Below are 24,321 nucleotides of genomic sequence, written 5' to 3'. Positions count from 1 at the left end.
TTATTTAGCTACGATATTCACAAGTTTTGCTGGAACTGCAATTACTTTTTTAATATCTTTACCTTCAATTTCAGATTTAACATTTTCATTACCAAGTGCGACTTGTTCCATTTCCTCTTTGGAAATATCTTTCGGAACATTTATCTTAGCACGTACTTTACCATTCACTTGCACAACAATTTCAATTTCGTCATCAACAAGTAATGATTCATCGTATGAAGGCCAAGGTTGATACGTAATTGTTTCTTCATGTCCTAAGCGTGACCATAATTCTTCAGAAATATGTGGCGCAATTGGTGCCAACATTTTAATAAATCCTTCAATATATGGCTTATAAATTTCATCCGCTTTATAACAATCATTGATGAATACCATAAGTTGACTTATAGCAGTATTAAAGTTCAGTGTATTGAAATCTTCTGTCACTTTCTTCACTGTTTGGTGATAAGTCTTATCTAAAGTCTTACTATGTGTGTTTACCACTTTATTAGAAATTGAACCATCTTCTGTAATTAATAAACGCCATATTCTATCCAAGAAACGTCTTGAGCCATCTAAGCCATTTTCGCTCCAAGCAATTGCTGCATCGAGAGGTCCCATAAACATTTCATATAAACGTAATGTATCCGCACCATGTGATTTCACAATATCGTCAGGGTTGATAACATTACCTTTAGATTTACTCATTTTTTCATTACCTTCACCTAAAATCATGCCTTGGTTAAATAATTTTTGGAATGGTTCTTTCGTTGGCACTACACCTAAATCATATAACACCTTATGCCAGAATCTCGCATATAATAAATGTAATACAGCATGCTCAACACCACCGATATATAAATCAACTGGCAACCAATGTTTTAATTTCTCAGGATCTGCAAGCATATTTTCATTATCAGGATCAATATATCTTAGATAGTACCAACAACTACCTGCCCATTGTGGCATAGTATTTGTCTCACGGCGACCTTTCATTCCTGTTGTTTCATCCACAACATTTACAAAATCATCAATATTTGCAAGTGGTGATTCTCCTGTACCCGATGGTTTGATTTCATCTGTTTCAGGAAGTAATAATGGCAACTCATCTTCTGGTACTGTCGACATTGTACCATCTTCCCAATGAATTACTGGAATTGGTTCGCCCCAATATCTTTGACGACTGAACAACCAATCTCTCAATTTATAATTTACTTTTCGAGAATCTGCATTTTTTTCTTCTAGTAACGCAATCGCTTTTTCAATCGCCGCTTCATTATACAGACCATTTAATTCACCAGAATTGATATGTGGACCATCACCTGTAAATGCTTCTTTGGTAATATCGCCCCCTTCTATAACTTCGATAATTGGTAAGTCGAATGCTTGCGCAAATTCATAATCACGCTGATCACCACTTGGTACAGCCATCACTGCGCCTGTGCCATATGTTGATAATACGTAGTCTGCAATCCAAATTGGAACTTGTTGACCAGATAACGGATTAATCGCATAAGCACCAGTAAACACACCAGATTTTTCTTTTGCTAAACCAGTACGTTCTAAATCTGATTTTTTAGCCGCTTCTTTCTGATATTCTACAACTGCATCTTTATTGTCTTCCGTTGTAATTCGATTTACTAGCTCATGTTCTGGACTTAATACTAAGAAAGATGCACCATAAATAGTATCTGCTCGTGTCGTAAAGACTTCTATTTGATCATTAACATCTTTAACATCGAATTTAACAGCAGCGCCTTCTGAACGACCAATCCAATTACGTTGCATATCTTTCAAGGATTCAGGCCAATCAAGGTCATCTAAATCTTCTAATAAGCGGTCTGCATATTCTGTGATTTTAAGTACCCATTGTTTCATTGGTCTTCTATAAACTGGATGTCCACCACGTTCAGAAACACCATCAATGACCTCTTCATTTGAAAGAACTGTACCTAGAGCTGGGCACCAGTTCACAGCAACTTCATCTACATATGCTAAACCTTTATTATATAATTGAATAAATATCCATTGAGTCCATTTATAATATTCAGGATCTGTAGTGTTCACTTCTCTATCCCAATCATAACTAAAACCAAGTTCTTTAATTTGGCGCTTAAATGTCTCGATATTTTGTTTTGTAAATTCACGTGGGTCATTTCCAGTATCTAATGCGTATTGTTCCGCAGGTAATCCAAATGCATCCCACCCCATTGGATGTAACACATTATATCCTTGCATACGCTTATAACGTGAAATAATATCCGTTGCTGTATAACCTTCTGGGTGTCCAACATGTAAACCAGCACCAGATGGATATGGGAACATATCTAACGCGTAGAATTTTTTTTGGCCTAAATTATCACTCGTTTTAAACGTTTTATAATCCTGCCAATAATCCTGCCATTTCTTTTCAATTTCATTATGATTGTAATTCACTACTTTTCCTCCTATTCAATAAAAAAACACCTCAAACTATTATTGTAATTCGCTAGGGACGATTTTTCACCGCGGTACCACCCTGTTTCACATAAAATGTGCACTCATTTTAATTAAATAGTAAGAGATGTCATAAGTTATCTTTAAGTCCTGGTAAGTTCACAAGACACTTTACACTAAGTTCCACCAACCTTAGCTCTCTGTTGAAAAGTGTGCGTGCTACTACTCCTATTCATCATTAATGATATTTGAAAAAACTATTTATTTCAAGCCATAAAACTGATTTATCAATATTTCAGCTTCCCTATTCTCAATAATATAAAGATATATGTAACTACATAAATAGCGATTTCTATAAAAAAGCCTCATCCACTGTTAACTGGATGAGGGCATATAGATATTTCAAATAATAATTCTTATGATTTATTACACATCTTTGGATAATTTCTTATCGTAAATCATTAAAAATACAAGTGCCATTAACAATAATACAATCATCCCTAAAAACATCGCTTGCATATTTAAAGTATCAACGATAATACCACCAATTAAAGGTCCAAATGCTTTACCTACTGTTGCAGCTGAGTTCACATAGCCTTGAAATGCGCCTTCTTTTCCTTTAGGTGCGAGTTGATTTGCAATAGTCGGTACAGCAGGCCAGACAAACATTTCCCCTAAAGTAAGAATAATCATACCTACCATAAATATTGAAAATTGTTCTGCAAAACTTGTAATGAAGAAAGAGATAATAAAAATAACAATTCCAACGAACATTTGATACTTCAAATTCCCTTTCAACAATCGAATGACTGGTTGGATAAGCGGTTGTGCTACTAATATCATAATTCCATTCACAGTCCATAATAAACTATATTGACCCATAGAAATATTTATCTCTTGTGTGAACGAAGCAATTGTACTTTCCCATTGAATATAAGCAATCCAACATATACTGAACATGACACACAGTAATACTAATGCGATAAATTGCGTACGATACGCCTTGGACAATAATCCCATTGCATCATTTGGTTTCACCTTAACATCTAATTTTATATTAAATTGAGTCACTGCCACTATGGCAAATGCAATATACATAAGTAAATTTGCTATAAAAATATAATTAAAACTGAGTTCAGCAACAAAACCACCTGATGCTGCCCCTACTGCAACACCTAAATTTTGTGCTAAATAAATCGCGTTGAATGTTTGACGTCCACCTTGTGGCCAAACTGCCCCTGCCATTGCATAGATTGCTGGAACAATCATTCCTCCACCAAAACCTAAAGTAACAAGCCACACTGCATACCATGGCCAACCATGAAAGAAATTGAGCAATGTAGTACTCATTAAACAAATAACCGTACCAATCATGATTGTTTTGTATCCACCTAATTTATCAAACAAATTGCCACCTAATAAATTTCCGACGACCATTCCAAAAGAATTTATCATTAAGACTAAACCAGCTACAGTTAGACTTTTATCTAATTCTTCATTCATAAAAATTGTATTTAACGGCCATAAGAAACTTGAGCCAGTGATATTTAATGCCATTCCAATGACAAGCCACCAAACGGATTTAGGCATATTCATAACATTAAGCTCCTTTCCCGTTTAAAAATTTCTTAATTTACTCTAAACACTATATCACTAAAATATGTTAAAATCTTTAACTAGAATGAATTTAGAAAGGAAAATGTTACATGGGACAATTCTTCCCTTACGCATTCGAAAATAAAAGATATCACACATGGAATTATCACTTAAAAAATAAATTTGGCCAAAAGATATTCAAAGTCGCTATTGATGGTGGGTTTGATTGTCCAAATAGAGATGGCACCGTTGCACATGGAGGATGTACATTCTGTTCTGCAGCAGGTAGTGGTGATTTTGCCGGTAATCGTGTGGATCCAATCGAAGTACAATTTAGAGAAATTAAAGATAAAATGCATGAAAAATGGCAAGATGGCCAATACATTGCGTATTTCCAAGCATTTACTAATACGCATGCTCCTGTCGAAGTATTACGTGAAAAATATGAAACTGCTTTAAAAGAACCTGGTGTTGTCGGATTATCTATAGGGACACGCCCTGATTGTTTGCCTGATGATGTCGTTGAGTATTTAGCAGAATTAAATGAACGTACCTATTTATGGGTTGAGCTTGGTCTACAAACAGTACACCAAAAAACTTCTGACTTAATTAATCGTGCGCATGATATGAAGACATATTATGAAGGTATAGCAAAATTACGTAAGCATAATATTAATATCTGTACACATATCATTAATGGTTTACCAGGTGAAGATTATAATATGATGATGGAAACAGCTAAAGAAGTAGCACAAATGGATGTCCAAGGCATCAAAATCCATCTACTTCATTTGCTTAAAGGTACACCTATGGTTAAACAGTACGATAAAGGCATGTTAGAGTTTATGTCACAAGAAGAATATACTAAATTAGTATGCGATCAATTAGAGATTATTCCAAAAGACATGATTGTGCATCGTATTACAGGCGATGGCCCAATTGATTTGATGGTTGGACCGATGTGGAGTGTCAATAAGTGGGAAGTATTAAATGAAATCGATAATGAACTTGCACGTAGAGAGTCATATCAAGGAAAATATTTCGAGAGTACTGTAAAGTCATGAAACTCGAACGCATTTTACCTTTCACAAAGACATTAATACAACAACATACAACAAATAACAGTATCGTCATTGATGCAACATGTGGCAATGGTAACGACACTCTATTTCTTGCTCAACAAGTGCCTGATGGTAAAGTTTATGCATTTGATATTCAAGACGCAGCAATTAACAATACTAAAGCAAAAACTGTCGATTTCACTAATATTTCACTGATTAAAGATAGTCATGCCAATGTTAAATCACATATCCCTATTGAAGTTCACGGTGCAGTCGATGCAGCAATTTTTAATCTTGGTTATTTACCTAAGGGCGACAAATCAGTAGTTACGCAAGCAGCTAGTACTATCGAAGCCATTGAAAATATATTCGATTTATTAGCAACTGAAGGAATCATTATTTTGGTTATATATCATGGGCATGAAGAAGGCAAAGTAGAACGTGACGAAATCTTAACTTTTCTTCAGCAATTTGATCAAAATAAAGCACATGTACTACAATATCAATTTATTAATCAGCAAAATAATCCACCATTCATTTGCGCAATCGAAAAAAGATAATCATTCAAAAAACAAGAAATCTCATATAATTTGGGAGCAGTACTACGAAAACTAACTTAACTGTTTGTCTTCCTAGTCCTGCTCCCATTTTTTATTTAATAACATTATGATTGGTATACAAAAAATAGCTGCATAGAAATCTTGTTTTCCTAATATTGATTACATAGCGCCCTCTCACCAAGAATGCCTAGAGTTAATATTATAAAAGCTAAAGCTTTTACAATAACAAGGCTAACCATCATATATATAACAGTTGCGCTTTACACTAGCGCTTTTTAATTCAGTTAGTTACTATTTATATAATTAAGGAGGCCGAGACATTATATTATGTCCCGGCCTCCATTACTAAACCATTGCAATCAGGCAATAAGATTTAATGAATTCCCTATAAATTTAAGATAGATTTAAGACTGTGTTGAATAGTTGATGCTTTAGAATCAATTTGTTCTTTAAAGATGTTTAAAAGACTTTCCCTTTGACCTTTTAAATCTTCATTGAAATGAATAATAACTGTACGTTCATCATTTTGTGGTCTTTCTTTAATAATCCACGCTTTTTCAACTAAATCATTATAAGTACGCGTTCTTTTGTATGATTTAATATGTACGAACTCATCCATTTCCTTTAAAGTCATTGATCCTTCTTTCCACAATGTCAGAAGTATAAGTAATTCTTCTTTTGACATCTTATATTGCTTTTGAACTTGTGCAAAAATATCATCAATTTCTTTGAGCACAGATTCTAATTGCAATATACCATCAACTTTCTCAGCAAATGCTTTCCCCATAGCATAATCCCCCAATCATAATATAAAGTTTAAACATGTAAAATTAATTTATCAAATTCATCATTCACTGTATAAAATCAACACTGAATAAATATTAGAATTTTTAATAAAATTAATCTTATATACAGTTTAAAATTAAACTATGAATTATGCAATTAAATGAGATATTTTATCTTGCATTTCTTTCAAAATATTTACGGAATTGTTAAATAATTTATTTTCTTCATCACTTAACGGAATTTCAAATACTTCCACGGCACCTTGTCTATTAATCTTAGTCGGTACACCAATATATACATCTTCTTCACCGTATTCTCCTTGTAAATAGCTAGAAACAGTGAGTACTACATTCTGATTATTTAGAATGGCTTTGGTAATATGCACTAATCCCATTGCAATACCATAATAAGTAGCCCCTTTGGCTTGGATAATGTCATACGCAGCATCTCTCGTATTGATAAAAATTTCTTCAATTCTATGTTGTTTTTCAGGATCATCTTTTAATAATTGGTATAAAGGTTGGCCAGCAATATTTGCTTGTGACCAAACTGCAAGTTCAGAATCTCCATGTTCACCAATAATTTGGCCATGCACACTTCTATCAGAAACACCAAATTCTTCTGCTAATTCATATTTAAAGCGTGCTGTATCCAATATTGTACCTGAACCAATGACTTTTTCTTTTGGTAAACCAGAAACTTTTTGTGTAACATACGTAAGCACATCGACTGGATTTGTTGCAACCAAGAAGATACCATTAAATCCTGATTTCATCACATCAGTAACGATTGATTTAAATATTTTTGTGTTTTTTTCAATTAAATCTAATCTTGTTTCACCAGGTTTTTGAGCTGCTCCAGCTGTGATAACTACGATATCTGCATTATGACAATCTTCATAACTACCACCTTTTATTTTCACCGGAGATCCACCATATGGTGCTGCATGATTCAGATCCATGACATCACCTTTTACTTTAGCTTCATCTAAATCTATAATTACAAGTTCATCAACTACGCCTTGAGCCACTAATGCAAAAGCATAACTAGAACCAACAGCACCATCACCAATTAATACCACTTTATTACCTTTAATATATTCCATAATTGACTCTCCTCACCTTAAAATTAACTGTTTTATATTGTGATTTATTTCACAATATAAATATAACAGGTTTCCACATTATTTACAATCAGTTTATGTGATTATTTTCACATTTTTTGGTTTATATTCTTTAACAATGATAAAACCTCGAACAGATACCTGTCCGAGGCTAATTTTAAGTAATATTTATGAAACTTCATTCTCATCATGTACGATAAATCCATTATTACTAGCACTATTATTTAGAAATGCTAATATATATCGCATCACTTCATCTCGCTCAGGCTCATTATGGATTTCATGATATAACCCTTGCCAAGCTTTAAAATACAGTTCATTAGTAGTAATTTTATCTTTAATCAAATCCATCGCAGTTGTGTCTGCCACTTTATCTGCAGTACCATACATTAATAACATTGGTAATGACTTCACATCTTTTAAATGATTGACGGTTTCTTTCATAATTTCAACAATTTGTTTATACCAGTGGTAAGTTACTTTATTCAACATTAATTGATCGTTAGAAGTTTCATCAATCACTTCTTCATTTCTAGTCAAATCTTCAACGGTGATACCTACTTTAAACCTAGTATCTTTAGCAATTTTTCCGACATTAGAAATAATATTATCTTTTCTAGATTTATTACTTTTCTTAAATTCTAATAGTGGTGACACGAGCATTAACCCTTCAATTGGTACTTCGACTTTTTCTAGTAAATTTAAAATAATCAAACCACCCAAACCAACACCTAATACATACGTTGGTAACTTATATTCATTTGCAATTCTAATCCATTCTAGTATATGTTCATGATATACATCGAAATTTTCAATCTGACCTTTGTTTGATCTAGAGGTTTGTCCTTGCCCTGGCAAATCGCCCATGATTACATGAAACCCATTTCGGCGAAGCATAGTAATCACATATGCATATCTTCCTGTATGTTCAAGCATGTTATGTGCAATTACAACGACACCTTTAGCTTCATTTTCGGTTTCCCATTTCCACATAATTCATACTTCCCCTTCTTATATAAAATTCAATAGCCTTATTGTATCAAAATGCGTGATACTTTTTCCATTTTAAACAGTTTAAATATCCTGAAAAATTGTTTATTTTTATGCGTTCTTCTCTGATATAAAAAATTATCTACCACAAGAGTGTATATTATAATATAAAGTGTAATATATTTTATTGTAAACGATTTCATAACTATTAGATTCATGATACACTATTACTGAAACATAGCTATAAGCAGAATGGGAGGAATTAATATGCCAATTGTGAAAGATTTTTTTATCGGACTATCAAATAGTTCGTTTTTAAATAAGACTGCTAAGGAAGTTGGACCAATCTTCGGTGCGAACAAAGTAGTTGCCGGAAATACAATTAAATCCTTAGTAGACACAATTGAACGTTTAAATCAAAAGGGAATTACTGTTACAGTGGATTGCCTTGGGGAATTTGTTGTAACAGAAGGCGAAGCAATTCAGGCAAAGGATCAAATTTTAGAAGTGATGTATGCTATTTATAATCATAATTTGGATGGTCATATGTCTGTTAAGCTTAGTCAGTTAGGCTCAGAATTTGATATAGATCTTGCCTATCGTAACTTGCGTGAAATATTATTGAAAGCAAATGAGTTCGATAATATGCATATTAATATAGATACTGAAAAATATGATAGTTTATTTGACATCACACAAGTATTAGATCGCTTAAAAGGTGAATTTAGAAATGTGGGAACTGTCATTCAAGCTTATTTATATAAAGCAGATGCTTTAATCGATAAATATCCAGAGCTAAGGTTACGTATGGTTAAAGGAGCTTATAAAGAAAGCGATACAATTGCTTATCAATCGAAAGAAGAAATCGATGACAATTACATACGTTTAATTGAAAAAAGATTATTAAATGCAAAAAATGTAACTTCCATCGCAACACATGATGATAAAGTAATTACGCATATTAAACAATTTATTAAAGATAATAATATTGAAAAAGATCGCTATGAATTCCAAATGCTTTATGGTTTTCGCTCAGAATTAGCTGAACAAATTGCAGGTGAAGGATACAATTTCTGTATTTACGTACCATACGGTGATGACTGGTTCAGTTACTTTATGAGAAGATTAGCTGAAAGACCTCAAAACTTAAACTTAATGTTTAAAGAATTACTCAAACCAACAGTACTTAAAAAAGCAGGTGTTGTCGCAGGTACCTTGGCAACCGTTGTTGCAACTGGCGTGCTAGTTGGACGATTCTTGAAAAAGTAATATTTGAACAACAGAGTCCATTATAAATATGCAATACAAAAGCTGCTTTCAAACTCTTATAGTTTGAAAGCAGCTTTTACTTTTTTATTTACGTTGTTCAATAATTTTAAATGCTTAATTATAGAAATTAATCATGCTTTGTCTGTGTTAATTCTACAATCAATTAAAATGATTTCAGTAAATTGGCCATTTCGATTGCACTTACTGCCGCTTCAGCACCTTTATTACCCGCTTTAGTACCTGCACGTTCAACAGCTTGTTCAATATTTTCAGTTGTTAATATACCAAAGATAACTGGTGTGTCTGTCACATCGTTAGCTTTAGATACACCCTTAGCAACTTCGTTACATACATAATCATAATGAGAAGTTGATCCTCTGATGACACAGCCAAGTGTGATAACGGCATCATATTCTCCTTTTTGCGCTAGTTTTTTAGCAACTAATGGAATTTCAAATGCACCTGGTACATACGCTACATCAATTTGTTCAGCATCCACATCATGTCTAATCAATGTATCCTTAGCCCCATCTAATAAGCGATTTGTAATAAAATCATTAAATCTACTAACGACGATTGCTACTTTTAAATCTTTTCCTACTAATTTACCTTCAAAATTCATTTTCCATGACCTCCTATAATAAATGACCCATTTTCAGTTTTTTTGTATCCATATAATCTTGATTATATTCATTTGTTTCAACAATGAGATCTATTCGCTTGTTGATATCTATACCGTATGTTTCAAGACATTGAAATTTCTTTGGATTATTACTAAGTAAATTAACCCTTTCGACACCAAAGTATTTTAAAATTTGAGCAGCATCTTGATAATCTCTCAAATCTTCATCAAAACCTAAAGCAATATTCGCAGTAACAGTATCATAGCCTTGTTCAATAAGTTCATATGCTTTTAATTTATTAATTAAGCCAATACCTCTGCCTTCTTGTGGTAAATATAAAATAATGCCACCGTGTTGTTTTATATATTTCATGGAGGCAGCTAATTGTTCACCACAGTCACATCTTTGACTATGAAAAATATCACCTGTTAAACAAGAAGAATGTATACGTACATTTTCTATTTTTTTAACATCGCCACTAACAATAGCTACGATTTCTTCATCATTATTAGCATTTTCAAAGCCATACATATCAAAAATGCCGTATTCAGTCGGCAATTTGACTTTCGCTTTAGCCTCTATATGAGTGATTGCTGTTTTTCTATAACGTACTAAATCTTCTATTGAAATCATGATTAAACCATGCGCCTCTTTAAACGCTTCTAAATCGTCACCTTTAGCCATAGTCCCATCATCATTCATGATTTCACAAATAAGTGCTGCTGGTTTCGCATCAGTTAACTTTGCTAAATCAACAGATGCTTCAGTATGTCCGCGTCTTGCTAACACACCATTTTCTTGTGCTATTAGAGGGAATAAATGACCTGGTTTATTAAAATCACTTGCCACGGCATGTTCATCTATCAATGCTCTAGCAGTCATAGTTCTTTCAATTGCGCTGATACCTGTCGTTGTATCAATATGATCGATACTGACCGTAAATTGCGTGCCATATACATCAGAATTATGATTAACCATTGGATTTAACTCTAACCGTTGTGCGATGTCTTGACTGACTGGTGCACAAATGAGCCCTTTACCATACGTTGCCATAAAATTAACTGTATTATCATCCATCCACTCAGTTACAGCGACAAGATCACCTTCATTTTCTCTATTTTCATCATCAACAACAATGATACTTTCGCCCTTTTTCAGTGCCTCCAGTGCTGATGCTATACTATCTAATTGCATAATACCCCTCCTAAAATCCGAACGCTTTGAGTTTGTCTGTACTTAGACCAGAACCTTGATTTGCAACGATTTTTTCTACATATTTGAATAACATATCCGTTTCTAAATGAACAGAATCACCGACACGCTTTTGATTTAAAATTGTAGACTTTCTCGTTTCTGGAATAAGATGAATATCAAATGATGACGAATTTAATTTAAAAATTGTTAAACTCACACCATCCACTGTAATTGAACCTTGACTTACCATCTGTTTTAGCAGGTTCGCTGATGGTTGTATTGTCACTATTTTTGAATTATCAGAATCCTGAATTCTCGTTATTTTAGCAACTTCATCAACATGACCTAAAACAAAGTGACCACCAAATCTGCCTTGTCCAAGCATTGCTCTTTCCAGGTTCACTTCAGCAGCTTGTGATAATTGGTTAAGATAAGTCTTATTTTCTGTACCTTTGATTATCTGAACAGAAAATGAATGATCATCAAAATCTACTACTGTTAAACATGCACCATTCACACTTATTGAATCACCAATATGCATATCACTTAATATTGTCTGACAACCAATGTTCAAACTAACCACAGATTGCTGTGTTGATATTTTTTTAATTGTTCCTATTTCTTCAACGATGCCAGTAAACATGGCTCATCACTTCTTTCGTAGTGTCAATTTAATGTTTTGCTCAATCATTTGAGAATTAACAATTTTAAAATGTGGTACTTCTGATAAATCAAAAATATTCTCAGTTTGGAAAAATTGATAATTACCAGAACCACCTATAATTTTCGGGGCATAATATAAAATAAGTTCATTCGTGTAATTAGATTGGAGAAATTCTGAAGTTACGGTAGGACCGGCTTCAACTAATAATCGTCCTATCCCTTTTTCATGTAAATCTTTTAGTATATTTTCAATTGAACAATTTGAAAGACAATTAATTTCAACATTTTCAATATCTGATTTAAGTTTACTATTTTCTGTATAAATCCAAATCGGTTCACTTTGATTTTGAAATATATCTAAGTTGAAATCTATTTGACCCGATTTTGACAATATAACTCGAATCGGATGCTTGCCATCTTCAATTCGCGTAGTATATTGTGGATTATCTTCTATTAAAGTTCCTCTTCCAGTAAGTACTGCATCATGGTCGTGGCGTAAATGAAATACATCTTTCTTTACAGCTTTATTCGTAATCCACTTACTTTGTGCTTCATCAGTTGCCTGTTTGCCATCTAAACTGCAAGATACCTTAACCGTTACTTTTGGTACAGATTGCCTTTTTGTTATAAAAAAGTCCTTGTATAACGATTCTGCTTCTGGTTGATGACGAAACTCGACTTGTATTCCAGATTGTTGTAAGACATCATCGCCGTGAGTTTTGAGTGTAGTATCTTTCACTGCGTATACTACCTTTTGAATACCTGCTGAAATGATTTTATTGATACATGGAGGTGTAGAACCATAATGCGTACAAGGCTCTAATGAAACGTATATAGATCCACCTTGTGCTTGTTCTCCTGCCATGTCCAATGCTTGTACTTCAGCATGTTTGTCACCTTTTTGTAAATGTGCACCTATACCTACAATACGACCTTGCTTAACCACGACGGCACCCACTGGAGGGTTGGTACCAGTTTGATCTTCTACCATTTGTGCTAATTGAATAGCATAATTTAAAAACTGACTCATCTCATCACCTCTATATAATAAAAAAACACCCGAATGAAAGCATTCGGATGTTGGGATATATATTGATATAACATTATTTAGCAACAATTAGACACACTCCAACATATTTTTAAAATATGAGTATGCCAAATAAACACTCTAAAAGTGCCATTTTTTGTTATACTGCAATTCTTTCTCCCATCCAGACTATACTGTCGGCTCTAGATTTTCACTAGATCAGCCACATTCGTAATTACGAATGCAGGTCGCAGGCTTAATTTACTGCCGGTTGGGAATTCCACCCTGCCCCGAAAGAATATTTATGAAATTGTTATTGATGATTGAGTCTGTGTAACTATAAATAGGTTACAAAATCATCGTACTACATTTTTAGCGAAAAAACAATTCTTATTGTTTGAGTCGGTTTTATTATAAAAAAAGTACTAAACAGTTTACGTGTAAATCAAACTGTTTAGTACTCAAGCTCATTACTATTTTTAAATAGAGCATAGTTCTAAATTTGCTAAATATATTTCGTTATCTCAGCCTCATTATGATTTAGAATCTAGTAAATGATGAACAACACCAACTGCTTGTTTTACAATCATCATGACACCATTCCGAGACTGATTAATACCATTCGTTAATTGACCAAGCGCGTACATATTTTGTAATGTTCCATATCTTGGACTGATGACTTGATTCGTCTCTGCTACGATTTGGATACCTCCAAGCGGATGCGCTTGAACAACTTGTCTATTTTCTAAATTTAACACGAGCTGGTCATCGCTATCGAGGTCGGCAAGTTGTGTTTTAGATCCTGTCGCATTTATAACGATATCGCACTGTTGACTCGTACCATCTTTAAATTGAAATTGGAATTCTGAATCCATATGTTCAACAGATTCTAAACCACTTTTTATTTCTATTAATCCATTTTCAATGTGTTCTATAATTAATCGTGCAGTTTGCGGCGGCATTGGATTCGAATTTTCTTTTAAAATCCACTGATAGTCAGACAAGAATCTCTTTTGATCTTCTCTACTAAAGCTATTCCAAATCCAATTCAGATTTTCTTTAGCAAGTTCAAGTATACTTTGAAACTTCCCTAATATTTCTGAATGCTCTAAATCATAGTTTAAATCTGCTATAGCATCGCCCTGCTTACGGTGCACAAGTGTCTCTACTGGAATCTCAAGAGTTGCACAATCCTTTAAGAACAAACAAATAGCATCGTCTAACGGTACATTCCCAAAATTACGCTGCTTTATTTGGTTAAAGTTATCAGGTGTTACATACTTAAATTCTAATTCAGGCATTTCGCCTCTTACACTTGGCAGATGCCCTTTACGGCTAGTCACTGTGATTGGCAAATTAGGATGATGTGCTGTGACATAACGTATAACATCCAAACTGGCCAAACCAGTTCCTATGATTGATATTCTGTCAGAGTCCTTAACATGATCTAAAGTATTATATGTTGGATATGGCGTTTGAATATAACCAGGTGTCCCTTTTAATTTATATGGATCATGGTAAGTTAACGTGCCAATACATAAGAATACAACATCATATGTCTGCGCATTTTCACTTTCTTTGGAGGTACATACTTGATACGTGACCTCCGTGTCTCCAATTTTTGATTCGATATATAACTCAGATACTTCTTCTTGTACCAACTGTATATTGCTATATTTAAGATTATACTGCTGTAAATAATCCTTCATATAATGACCAAATATAAATCGTGGCAAATATTTAGGATTCGAAAATTTAAAAGTTGATTGATTTTCATACCACTCATAAAATTCACGATGATTATCCAAATTTAATGACATTTCAGCGGCTGGTAAATTAATTAATAACTGATCGCTGTCATTTTGAAATGGAACACCTTGTCCCATATTTTTCGGGTTATCATAAACGTCTATTTGCATCTGATTAAATTGATCACTCTTGACCAATTCTTTCAACACACTGACGCCGGCTGTCCCCATCCCAATGATGGCAATTTTCATAGTATCATCCTCACTATTATTATTTGATTTTATTATACCAATGATTGTCTTCACATTATATATTTTAGGTCTATCAGTTATTTTCATTGTTTAGTTATAATGTTTTTCAAAATATGTTAACATTGATGTATTAATAAAATTTATTTTTTTGTTTTTTTATTTGAGGGGTAAAATAATGAAAATTATGAAACGAATGCTTTTTTTAATTTTAGCAAGTACAATTCTATTAGCAAGTTGTGACTTACCTGGTTTAGGCAGTGGACAATCTAAAGATACAGTGAAAATTTCAGCTCTAGCTACAAGCGAATCACAAACCATGGCTTATATGTTAAAGGAATTAATTGAACATGACACCAATGGTAAAGTAACAGGTTCCATCATCAACAATTTAGGCTCTGCAACGATACAGCATAATGCATTAATAAATGGAGATGCCGACGTTTCAAGTACACGCTATACAGGAACAGATTTAGTGGGTGTATTAGAACAAAAGCCTATTACGGATCCTGATAAAGCTATGAAACTTACTAAAAAGTTATTCACTAAAAAATTTGATCAGCGTTTTTTCAATTCATATGGTTTTGAAAACACCTTTGCATTTATGGTCACAAAAGAAACTGCGAAAAAATACAATTTGCATAATGTTTCTGATTTAGAAAAAGTGAAAGATAAAGTGAACGTTGGAACAGATACTACTTGGATTAAACGTGGTGGCGATGGCTATGCCCCATTCCAAAAGCATTATGGATTTGCTTTTAATTCGATTAAACCAATGCAAATTGGTCTTGTCTATGATGCATTAAAAAACAAAAAACTTGATGTAGCTCTCGGCTATACAACTGATGGCAGAATTGCAGCATACGACTTAGTTGTACTAAAAGATGACAAAAACTTCTTCCCACCTTATGATGCAAGTGCAGTTGTACCTAATGATAAATTAAAAAAACAACCTGAACTTAAAAAAGCTATAGAAAAATTAGAAGGGAAAATTTCAACGGAACAAATGCAAAAATTAAATTATGAAGCAGATGGTGAAGGTAAAGAACCTGCAATCGTAGCAAAAGAATTTTTAGAAAAACACCATTATTTTGATAAAAAATAATAAATGAACAGTTAAGGATGTGACTTGATGAAATTTGTATTCAAAGTTTTTATATCTGCACTCATGTTATTTTTATTGATAGGACAGAAAAACAAAGCGGAATAACAATTCCAATTACACACATATACGCAATCATTATTTGAAGGATTGGCCACAATGCGGCTTATCCTTCTTTTTTTGTATTTAAAGTCCAATAATCAAAAATTATAAAACAAAAAAACCAACAAAGCTCTAGGCTTCATTGGTTTAATTTAGTTCGTATTTTATTGTGTTTTATGTTTATTATCATCTTTATAAACAAAGTATTTATAATATTTTCCTTCTGTTTTCATATTCTCATAGAAGTTAGCCATTAAACTTGCATTACTCTCAGCCCATTTAATGTCTGTAGCATATTGATGTTCACCAGGATTTTTCGGATTCCATCTCATACTGTATAACGTATTTTGATCTTTATTTGATAAAAAGTGACCATGGATAAAGTTAGCACCACCACTAATTGCTTTTTGAGGGGTATCCCATCCATGTTTTTTAGCGTATTCAGAGCCTGTTTTAATAGGATCCTCATCTAAAGCACCTACACCAAAGAAGTTATAATATTTTTTACCATCAATTTCAACACCACTCGCAAGTTCACTCTTTGCAGAACCTGTTTCGAGTAATGCATGAGAAATTAAATACACTTCATTTACATGCTTGTCTTTAGCTGCTTTTATAAATTCATCAGAATGCTCTAATAATGTTGGATTATCAATTAGCATACGTTTTATTCTATTTTGATCAATTCCTTGGTACTTATCTAATTCTAAAAATTGGTATTTTTGTGTATCACTATCAATAAAATCGCTACTGTTCATCGCAGCTTTAATTTCAGTTGATGATGCGTCTCTCCAAGATTTATTATCTTTACTTGAGACTTGCTGGCTTGTGTAGTTATCAATTTGCTTTTTTGAAGCCTTGTCCAAAGTTACTTTTAAATTCTCAACTTTTTCCTGTTCATTTACTTCTTTAAAAAAGATTTGATCTGAAATCATTGAAAATACAATGACAACAGCTACACCTAAGATTACCAATAAACCTACAATTGATAATATAGAGCCTTTTTTATGCTTCGTCATGTTCACACCTCTTAGGTAATAATTAGGAATGAGAAGTCCCTTTCATCTATGCATTTATAGTTTGAGACTATCTGATAATAAAGTTTAACACTAAATAGATAATCACACAATTTTAACTTTGTGTTGTTACACATTCATAAAAAAAGTAATGAAATTTTAATTTCATCACTCTTGACTTTTATAATATTCCATCATTATAAAACTTGAAGCTTGGGATCTATTTTTATAATAATAACGATTTAAATCAATAGTACCTTCTATTTCTCCGTCACGGTACATCATTTCATTAGTCATATTATTAATCATTACAAAATCAGACTTATCTTTAATCATATCTAAATCATTATGTTTTGCAAAAAAATGTTCCAAATTTAAATGTGCGTAATCCATACAAACCTCCTGATAATTGTCTGAAGAAATTAATATATTTTCTAGTGTTATATCTTTAAGTTGCATACGCGTGAATGTAATATACTTTAAAATTTATTGCTCTTATGTTCTCTATTTAACACCTATTATTAAGATTTAGCAAATGAAATTTATTATTTTTCATTTTAAAATGTAAGCATCCGGAAATATTTGTTGTATATACAACTTTGGAGCCATACAATGAATTTTGATCAATTATATAAAACTAAGCACAAACTTATTTATTTTCTTCTAAAAAAGTATAATGTCACGTACAATTATGATGAATTTGCACAATTACTTTTAATTAAATTATGGGAACTCGCGCTTAATTATGATCAAAAAAAATCACCCACTATGAATTCTTATTTATATACCAGATTAAACTACTATTTAATAGATTTATTCCGCACTTTCAGTAACTACTCCGATAAATATCAATTAACAAATGATTCTGAGTTACAACAATTATCATCACATACAGTGCTTGATGATTCCGTACAATTCCAACACTTTTTCTCTCAACTTACTTCCTCTGAACGCCTATGGTTACAACTAAAACTTAAAGGCTATAAACAACATGAGCTAGCCAACATCTTAAATTGTTCAGTTTCAACCATCAAAAATTATCAAAAGCGGTCCAACAGGCATATATCAATTTTTTCAAAACTAACTGAGGTGATACAACATGACTAGTCTATCAAAAGTATTATATTTCAAAAATGTAGTTGGCCCAGAAATATTAACCTTATGTCAATACACAACACATCAAATCACTTACCCCTCAACGATTAATCAAGCATTAGAATATGTATTAGAAAGTCACAACCTTTCCTTTTCAATACAATTGAAACAGTCAAGGACATTATTAAAAATAAGAAAATTTGTACCGATCTTTATCAATAAAGAAACTATTGTTTTTCCAATTATGCACCAACGCTCACCCATCAAATACTTTATAAATGCTTGTGCTATCAATGGGTTAACTTCGAAAAGTAGTCAAACAATAATCTATTTTGAAAACTCGACTTTTATAATCGTTGATGCGCCATATATTTTAGTATATAAAAAATGGCAAGAAAGTTTGACACTTTCTCACCTTTTAAATCACTAACATTACAATGATTTATTATGTTTATATTCTAATAACTTTTTAGTAAAATAGCCTGTAACACTTCGTATTAAATACAAACTCACCACAACTAATAGTAATGCACCAACAAGTGTTAATATCACAGTTATGGTAGATAATTGAACTTCGGGTTTTATGAAGTATTGTACTGCCGTTAAACTCGTTATAAACCCAAATAAAAACAACCCTAATAACAAAATATAAGTTAATAAAATTCCTATCAGTAACACAAATAATTGTGTTGATGACACCACTTTTTCTTTAAAAATATATTCTTTCAAAAATTGATTGGAAAAAGCTATGGGACGATTCAAGTTGTCACTATTTTCTACAGTCCCAACATGTTGTAATACTTCATCTAATTTCGACTTTTCTTTTTTATTTAAAAACCACAATTGTTTTTTTACTTTTTGCTTAAAAATATTTAACTTCATAACCAATTATTCTCCTTTAAGACTACTTACTATAACTACTATTTTTAATATGTTCCAAACACATTATCTTAATTAAATAATAAATTCATTATCGCACGCTTTTCATAAAATTAATATCTATTTTTAGTCCAACACATTTTTGCATCTAAACTTTAATCATCCACAACAATTAAGCCCATTAGCGATGCAAATAGAATAGCTTGTTCTCTAGATATTTTACACCCTACTAAATCTTCTTTATTTATTGTTAATGTTTCGAAATACGATTTACTAATATCACATGTTTTTAATGATGTTTGATAGTTAGACAATTCATTTATATTTGTATTTGTAAAAATTACTTGATTAAGTTTATTTTGATGAAACTCAGCATTTGTAATATTGCTATTTTCTATTAAAAACTTTTCTATTTTTGATTCAATAATGGTAATGAAATCACCTTTAACTTCATTAAAAACAATATCTCCAAATCTCATATCTCTAAACATCGCACCCGTCATACGGCAATGTTTAAATACTGCTCTATGTATACTACCATTCTCCATGTTCGTATTTGAAAAATCACAGTTTTCAAAAATAACATCTGTAAAGTCTACTCGTCCCAAATCGGCATTCGCAAAATTACAATCTTTGATGTAAGAACCATATAGAAGCAGTCGTTCAAGTTGTTGGTTTTCTAAACTTGATTTATTAATCTCTGCTAATTCTAAAATATCGTCATCTAATGTAAATATATCATCTAAAACTTTTGGTTCTAAATTTTTGCTTATTTTAGGTGGTTTAATTTTCATAACTGTATGCCCCTTTATTTTAAATCGATTTTTAGTATAACAAACATGTAAACAGCTATATAAATTTTCCCCTCAAAAAAAAGCCGACAGAATGAGCTGACTCATTGAATTTGATAATATTTTTATATTGTGTTACTTTATATATAGAAAAAGGGCAACACATATGTGTATCGCCCAAGTGAGTCCGTTAAAAAGACGGTGACTGATTTAATAGTTAATTCTAAAATAACCATCTAAACCGCCAAAGTTAGAGATGGTTATTTTTTTGGTTTAATTTAACAATTGCAATCACTAAACCTAATAAGGTAACGATGAAAGTTCCGAAACCTAACATTAAGTGTAGCGTTTCTACAATTGAAACCACACAAGGCATCTCCTTTCTAAAGATTTTGTCGGTACTTCCATAAGCACCACCTCACTTTATACTGAGATTAGCCACCATCTATCCAACTTGCTCACCTTAATATTTTACCATATTCACTAATATTCTTTCTTCAAACCTTGTTTAATTTCATCTATCATTTTGACTTACTCAGAAATCCAAAGAATCCAGTCACAACTATAAAAAATTATACACATGCATGTCAAAAAATGGAAAAAGATATGATGGATAAACTGGAAGAATTTAAAATTATATGATTTCCTCTTTTTTCTTTTTAAAGAACAAAGAAAACCCCTACAAACACTGTGTTTATAGGGGATTGATATTAAAGAATAGATAAACCTGAACTTTGAATATCTTTGGCAAATCCTTGGACAGTATCAACAGATAATTCATTAATGTCACGTCCTAAGTTATTATTTACTTTTTTAACTACGTCAGCAGGACATGTAATGATGTCAGCGCCCACTTCATCAGCTTGAATAACGTTAATTACTTCACGACAACTTGCCCATAATAATTTAACGCCTGCTTTACTATGCGTTACTTCTGCCGCTTCTTTCATTAATGGGATTGGATCTACACCTGTGTCAGCAATACGTCCAGCAAATACTGATACATAAGTTGGAACACCTTCTGTAACAGCTTCAGTAATTTCTTTTACTTGATCTAATGTATAAACAGCAGTTACATTTAAACGAACATTTTCTGCTGATAATTTTTTAATTAGAGAAATCGTTGATTCACCTTTTGTATTTACGACTGGAATTTTAACAAATACGTTATCACCATATTGTTTTAAAATTTCAGCTTCTTTCGCCATTGTTTCTAAATCATCTGCAAATACTTCAAATGAAATAGAAGCATCAGGAATTTCACGTACAGCTTCTTCAGCGAAAGCTTTATAGTCAGTAACACCTGCTTTTGCCATTAAACTTGGATTAGTTGTAAAACCATCAACCTGTTTATTTTTATAAGCTGCTTTCATTTCTTCAATATCTGCACCATCTGCAAATACTTCAACATTTAATTTTGCCATTGCTTATTCCTCCTGACTAAAATAAATAATTCACATTCGAATTATTTGATAACGGTTTTATTAACCATACAACTCATTTATACCACCATTACTATTAAAATTCTAACGTTTTGCTTATGTATCTGCGCTCACAAATGAAATTCAACAGTTTTTATGTCGCAATATTAGGAATACCGCTTTTATATTTATAAGTATTTTTTTATTTGATAGTATCAATCAAAATCTAATATTGTAAATTTCATTAAATTATTTTAAATTTATGATATTATTATTAAATGAATCGCATTAGGAGGTCTTTATGGCACGATCAAAACTTTATTTTTATTTATCTAGTATACTGATCATAATTAGTTTTTATTTTAATACTAGAAACCCTCTGTTAAACATGCATTTTAGTTCTATGATCAAGCTAATCTTTGTATGCAGTATTATTAACGCAATTATTTTAATCATTTCGATTATATTCGCAGATAAATCCATCAAACACGCACGTGAAAAATCAGATTGGATTGTAAAAGCAAGTAAACTATTGCCTTATGTCATTTTAGTTGTAATAATCATTCATATTATTGCTTCATTATCAACATTTGGCATCATTTTTTAACTATGTAGCTGGGACATTAATATTTGTCTCAGCTATAATTATTATGTGCTGTTTAATTATTTTATAAATCAATAGTATCAATGATTTACTCATTTTTACGAAAGGAAGTCGGACCTAATGCAATACTTGTTCATTTTTTTAGGTGGTGCGTTCGGCGCATTGCTAAGATATGGTTTATCTTTTATAAATGATTCATCTGGTTTTCCTACTGGTACCTTATACGCAAATTTAATCGGCGCTTTTTTAATGGGACTACTAGGGACCACAGCAGTTAAATATTTTAAAAATAGCCCATTACTTAAAAAAGGTATTACTACAGGATTTCTAGGTGCATTAACGACTTTTTCAACATTTCAATTTGAACTCTTAGGCTTTTTTGAACAAGGTGCATATTTTTTAATGATTACATATGCTTTATTGAGTTATTTACTTGGTATATTGTTTTGTTATATCGGAGTTAAACTGGGAGGATACTTTTCATGATTAGTGGCTTATTCGTCATGCTTGGCGGTGGGATTGGCGCTGTTATCCGTGCAGCTATTACAAATATTTGTAATGCCAAATTAAACTCTATTATTCCGATAGCCACACCTATCGTGAATATAGTTGGAAGTATGTTAATTGGACTATTCATGGGAATGGCCTTACATGTAGACTGGTTAAATTCATTTTTTGTAGTAGGTGTACTAGGAGGCTTAACTACATTTTCAACACTTTCATCAGAACTAGTTCACTTACTATTTACACAAAAGAACATGAAATATTTTTTAATCTATTCACTCTTGCAATATGGCATGTCATTTTTCGCCTGTTATCTTGGTTATATTATAATTTAAATATTTCAAATCATCGAGATTCTATCTCATATATCATAAAAAAAGTGTGTGACTTTGAATACATCAAAGCCACACACTTTATATATATTAATGTCCATTATAACCAATTGGATCTGGACCAATTCGACGATCCTCATTAAGATTGTCTAGTCGCTTGATTTGTTCGTCCGTTAATGAAAAATCGAACACCTCTAAATTCTCTTCTATACGTGATGGTGTTACAGACTTAGGTATAACAACAACGCCATGTTCAATATTCCAACGAATAATGACTTGTGCTGGAGACTTACCAATTTCATTAGCGATAGCTTGCACAGTTTCATCTTCTAAAATTTGCGCATTCATTAGTGGAGACCATGATTCCATGTGTATATTTTGGACATCTAAATATCTATTTAAGGATGCTTGTAATAAGTATGGGTGAAACTCAACTTGATTAATCACAGGTTTAATTGAAACTTGAGCCAATAAAGCTTCTAAATGCTCAACATTGAAATTACTCACGCCAATATTTTTCACTTTATTTTCCTTATATAAATCTTCCATACCTTGCCATGTATCGATCATCACTGCTTCATCCGTACCTGGCCAGTGCATTAAATATAAATCTAAATAATCTAACCCTAGTTTTTTCAAACTTGTTTCATACGCTTCAGCCACATTAGTACGGCCATAATCGTCTAACCATAACTTAGAAGTAATAAATAAATCACTTCGCTTTAAGCCTGTAGCAGCTAGTCCCTCAGCAATCCCTTCTCCAACTTTATCTTCATTTTCATAAATCATTGCAGTGTCTATATGTGTATAACCACTCTCAATTGCATGTTTTACTGATGCTTTACATTTATCGTTGTTTTCTACACGAAATGTACCTAATCCGACAATCGGCATTTCATTTCCATTATAAAATGTAATATATTCCAAATAGATCTTCCCCTTTGCTTATTAGTTATTTATGTATAACGCTATTCCCCTTTTCAACAATAATAATGCCTTTAATAGAAAAATTAATCACCATTTCTTAATCATAAATCAATAACGCCATATTTTTACAAAGTTAATAAATTATAATTCAAAAAACATACTAAGATTAGCTATGAAGAAATCTATGACGATAGATTTTTTCATAGCTATTTTTTATAGTTATAGAGAGGAGTAGATCGTCCAG

Annotated in this window: 26 protein-coding genes, 1 riboswitch and 1 other annotated feature; of the genes, 9 read left to right on the top strand and 17 right to left on the bottom strand. The window is 32.1% G+C overall.

What is annotated here, in order from left to right; all coding sequences use genetic code 11:
- Together leuS and ACSULM_RS00125 are read right to left on the bottom strand one after the other, a co-directional pair.
- Complete coding sequence (gene leuS / locus ACSULM_RS00130; protein ID WP_436859755.1) at positions 1-2,415, bottom strand: leucine--tRNA ligase; 2,415 nt, start codon at positions 2,413-2,415, stop codon at positions 1-3.
- A 51-nt stretch (positions 2,416-2,466) separates the two neighbouring features.
- Positions 2,467-2,660, bottom strand: a binding site (T-box leader).
- 181 nt (positions 2,661-2,841) lie between these two features.
- Complete coding sequence (locus tag ACSULM_RS00125; protein ID WP_069995058.1) at positions 2,842-4,011, bottom strand: MDR family MFS transporter; 1,170 nt, start codon at positions 4,009-4,011, stop codon at positions 2,842-2,844.
- A gap of 110 nt (positions 4,012-4,121) precedes the next feature.
- On the opposite strand from ACSULM_RS00125, the gene ACSULM_RS00120 reads away from it, so the two are divergent.
- Both ACSULM_RS00120 and ACSULM_RS00115 read left to right on the top strand, forming a co-directional pair.
- Positions 4,122-5,075: a TIGR01212 family radical SAM protein gene (locus ACSULM_RS00120; protein ID WP_436859754.1), complete on the top strand. Its 954-nt coding sequence runs from the start codon at positions 4,122-4,124 to the stop codon at positions 5,073-5,075.
- Entirely contained in the window at positions 5,072-5,632 is a 561-nt protein-coding gene (locus ACSULM_RS00115) for a tRNA (mnm(5)s(2)U34)-methyltransferase (RefSeq protein ID WP_436859753.1), read from the top strand. Before ACSULM_RS00120 ends, ACSULM_RS00115 begins: the two co-directional genes overlap by 4 nt.
- Before the next feature lie 385 nt (positions 5,633-6,017).
- On the opposite strand, the gene ACSULM_RS00110 is transcribed toward ACSULM_RS00115, so the two are convergent.
- From ACSULM_RS00110 to ACSULM_RS00100, 3 genes are all read right to left on the bottom strand, one after another.
- Entirely contained in the window at positions 6,018-6,419 is a 402-nt protein-coding gene (locus tag ACSULM_RS00110; protein ID WP_436859752.1) for a transcriptional regulator, SarA/Rot family, read from the bottom strand.
- A 147-nt stretch (positions 6,420-6,566) separates the two neighbouring features.
- Positions 6,567-7,523, bottom strand: a complete 957-nt coding sequence (locus ACSULM_RS00105; RefSeq protein ID WP_436859751.1) for an L-lactate dehydrogenase — start codon at positions 7,521-7,523, stop codon at positions 6,567-6,569.
- A gap of 186 nt (positions 7,524-7,709) precedes the next feature.
- Entirely contained in the window at positions 7,710-8,534 is an 825-nt protein-coding gene (locus tag ACSULM_RS00100; protein ID WP_436854159.1) for an alpha/beta fold hydrolase, read from the bottom strand.
- A 264-nt stretch (positions 8,535-8,798) separates the two neighbouring features.
- Between ACSULM_RS00100 and ACSULM_RS00095 the strand changes: the two genes are divergently transcribed.
- Positions 8,799-9,800 carry a proline dehydrogenase family protein gene (locus tag ACSULM_RS00095; RefSeq protein WP_436859750.1) on the top strand — a complete coding sequence of 334 codons (1,002 nt, stop codon included), beginning with the start codon at positions 8,799-8,801 and terminating at the stop codon, positions 9,798-9,800.
- Positions 9,801-9,963: 163 nt separating this feature from the next.
- Here ACSULM_RS00095 and ribH read toward each other — a convergent pair whose 3' ends face one another.
- The 5 genes from ribH to ACSULM_RS00070 form a co-directional block, all read right to left on the bottom strand.
- On the bottom strand, positions 9,964-10,422 hold the full coding sequence (ribH, locus tag ACSULM_RS00090) for a 6,7-dimethyl-8-ribityllumazine synthase (RefSeq protein WP_436859749.1): 459 nt from the start codon (positions 10,420-10,422) through the stop codon (positions 9,964-9,966).
- Positions 10,423-10,435: 13 nt separating this feature from the next.
- On the bottom strand, positions 10,436-11,617 hold the full coding sequence (ribB, locus tag ACSULM_RS00085; protein WP_436859748.1) for a 3,4-dihydroxy-2-butanone-4-phosphate synthase: 1,182 nt from the start codon (positions 11,615-11,617) through the stop codon (positions 10,436-10,438).
- A 10-nt stretch (positions 11,618-11,627) separates the two neighbouring features.
- The gene (locus ACSULM_RS00080; RefSeq protein ID WP_436859747.1) at positions 11,628-12,260 is read right to left on the bottom strand and encodes a riboflavin synthase; all 633 of its coding nucleotides are present in this window, start codon (positions 12,258-12,260) and stop codon (positions 11,628-11,630) included.
- A 6-nt stretch (positions 12,261-12,266) separates the two neighbouring features.
- Positions 12,267-13,310 (bottom strand): bifunctional diaminohydroxyphosphoribosylaminopyrimidine deaminase/5-amino-6-(5-phosphoribosylamino)uracil reductase RibD, encoded by a 1,044-nt coding sequence (gene ribD / locus ACSULM_RS00075; RefSeq protein WP_436859746.1) that lies wholly within the window; start codon positions 13,308-13,310, stop codon positions 12,267-12,269.
- Positions 13,311-13,475: 165 nt separating this feature from the next.
- A riboswitch (FMN riboswitch) is annotated at positions 13,476-13,609 on the bottom strand.
- A gap of 231 nt (positions 13,610-13,840) precedes the next feature.
- Positions 13,841-15,307 (bottom strand): FAD/NAD(P)-binding protein, encoded by a 1,467-nt coding sequence (locus tag ACSULM_RS00070; protein WP_436859745.1) that lies wholly within the window; start codon positions 15,305-15,307, stop codon positions 13,841-13,843.
- A 175-nt stretch (positions 15,308-15,482) separates the two neighbouring features.
- Here ACSULM_RS00070 and ACSULM_RS00065 point away from each other — a divergent pair, with 175 nt between their 5' ends.
- Entirely contained in the window at positions 15,483-16,409 is a 927-nt protein-coding gene (locus ACSULM_RS00065) for an osmoprotectant ABC transporter substrate-binding protein (RefSeq protein WP_436859744.1), read from the top strand.
- Positions 16,410-16,672: 263 nt separating this feature from the next.
- Here ACSULM_RS00065 and ACSULM_RS00060 read toward each other — a convergent pair whose 3' ends face one another.
- The gene (locus ACSULM_RS00060; protein ID WP_436859743.1) at positions 16,673-17,527 is read right to left on the bottom strand and encodes an N-acetylglucosaminidase; all 855 of its coding nucleotides are present in this window, start codon (positions 17,525-17,527) and stop codon (positions 16,673-16,675) included.
- Positions 17,528-17,692: 165 nt separating this feature from the next.
- A complete protein-coding gene (locus tag ACSULM_RS00055) occupies positions 17,693-17,917 on the bottom strand; it encodes a hypothetical protein (RefSeq protein ID WP_436854168.1) in 225 nt (74 codons plus the stop codon).
- Between the two features lie 219 nt (positions 17,918-18,136).
- On the opposite strand from ACSULM_RS00055, the gene ACSULM_RS00050 reads away from it, so the two are divergent.
- Positions 18,137-18,631, top strand: a complete 495-nt coding sequence (locus tag ACSULM_RS00050; RefSeq protein ID WP_436859742.1) for a sigma-70 family RNA polymerase sigma factor — start codon at positions 18,137-18,139, stop codon at positions 18,629-18,631.
- The gene (locus ACSULM_RS00045; protein WP_436859741.1) at positions 18,624-19,049 is read left to right on the top strand and encodes a competence protein ComK; all 426 of its coding nucleotides are present in this window, start codon (positions 18,624-18,626) and stop codon (positions 19,047-19,049) included. Before ACSULM_RS00050 ends, ACSULM_RS00045 begins: the two co-directional genes overlap by 8 nt.
- Before the next feature lie 2 nt (positions 19,050-19,051).
- On the opposite strand, the gene ACSULM_RS00040 is transcribed toward ACSULM_RS00045, so the two are convergent.
- From ACSULM_RS00040 to ACSULM_RS00025, 4 genes are all read right to left on the bottom strand, one after another.
- On the bottom strand, positions 19,052-19,501 hold the full coding sequence (locus ACSULM_RS00040) for a hypothetical protein (RefSeq protein ID WP_436859740.1): 450 nt from the start codon (positions 19,499-19,501) through the stop codon (positions 19,052-19,054).
- A 152-nt stretch (positions 19,502-19,653) separates the two neighbouring features.
- Positions 19,654-20,292: a pentapeptide repeat-containing protein gene (locus ACSULM_RS00035; RefSeq protein WP_436859739.1), complete on the bottom strand. Its 639-nt coding sequence runs from the start codon at positions 20,290-20,292 to the stop codon at positions 19,654-19,656.
- Between the two features lie 247 nt (positions 20,293-20,539).
- Complete coding sequence (locus tag ACSULM_RS00030) at positions 20,540-20,656, bottom strand: putative holin-like toxin (protein WP_436859738.1); 117 nt, start codon at positions 20,654-20,656, stop codon at positions 20,540-20,542.
- A 343-nt stretch (positions 20,657-20,999) separates the two neighbouring features.
- Entirely contained in the window at positions 21,000-21,713 is a 714-nt protein-coding gene (locus ACSULM_RS00025; protein ID WP_069995039.1) for a transaldolase, read from the bottom strand.
- Positions 21,714-22,011: 298 nt separating this feature from the next.
- On the opposite strand from ACSULM_RS00025, the gene ACSULM_RS00020 reads away from it, so the two are divergent.
- The 3 genes from ACSULM_RS00020 to ACSULM_RS00010 all read left to right on the top strand — a co-directional run bounded on the left by ACSULM_RS00020 (position 22,012) and on the right by ACSULM_RS00010 (position 23,153).
- Positions 22,012-22,317, top strand: a complete 306-nt coding sequence (locus ACSULM_RS00020) for a hypothetical protein (RefSeq protein ID WP_436854176.1) — start codon at positions 22,012-22,014, stop codon at positions 22,315-22,317.
- 117 nt (positions 22,318-22,434) lie between these two features.
- Positions 22,435-22,800 (top strand): fluoride efflux transporter CrcB, encoded by a 366-nt coding sequence (gene crcB / locus ACSULM_RS00015; protein WP_436859737.1) that lies wholly within the window; start codon positions 22,435-22,437, stop codon positions 22,798-22,800.
- A complete protein-coding gene (locus ACSULM_RS00010) occupies positions 22,797-23,153 on the top strand; it encodes a fluoride efflux transporter FluC (protein ID WP_436859736.1) in 357 nt (118 codons plus the stop codon). The genes crcB and ACSULM_RS00010 overlap by 4 nt, the downstream gene beginning before the upstream one ends.
- An 87-nt stretch (positions 23,154-23,240) precedes the next feature.
- Here ACSULM_RS00010 and ACSULM_RS00005 read toward each other — a convergent pair whose 3' ends face one another.
- Entirely contained in the window at positions 23,241-24,077 is an 837-nt protein-coding gene (locus ACSULM_RS00005; RefSeq protein ID WP_436859735.1) for an aldo/keto reductase, read from the bottom strand.
- Positions 24,078-24,321: the final 244 nt, after the last annotated feature.

The sequence above is a fragment of the Staphylococcus caeli genome, assembly GCF_051413795.1.
In the GTDB taxonomy this organism is placed as follows: Bacteria; Bacillota; Bacilli; order Staphylococcales; family Staphylococcaceae; genus Staphylococcus; species Staphylococcus caeli_A.
Note: the sequence above shows the minus strand (reverse complement) of the source record. Positions and strands in the feature narration are given on the sequence as shown.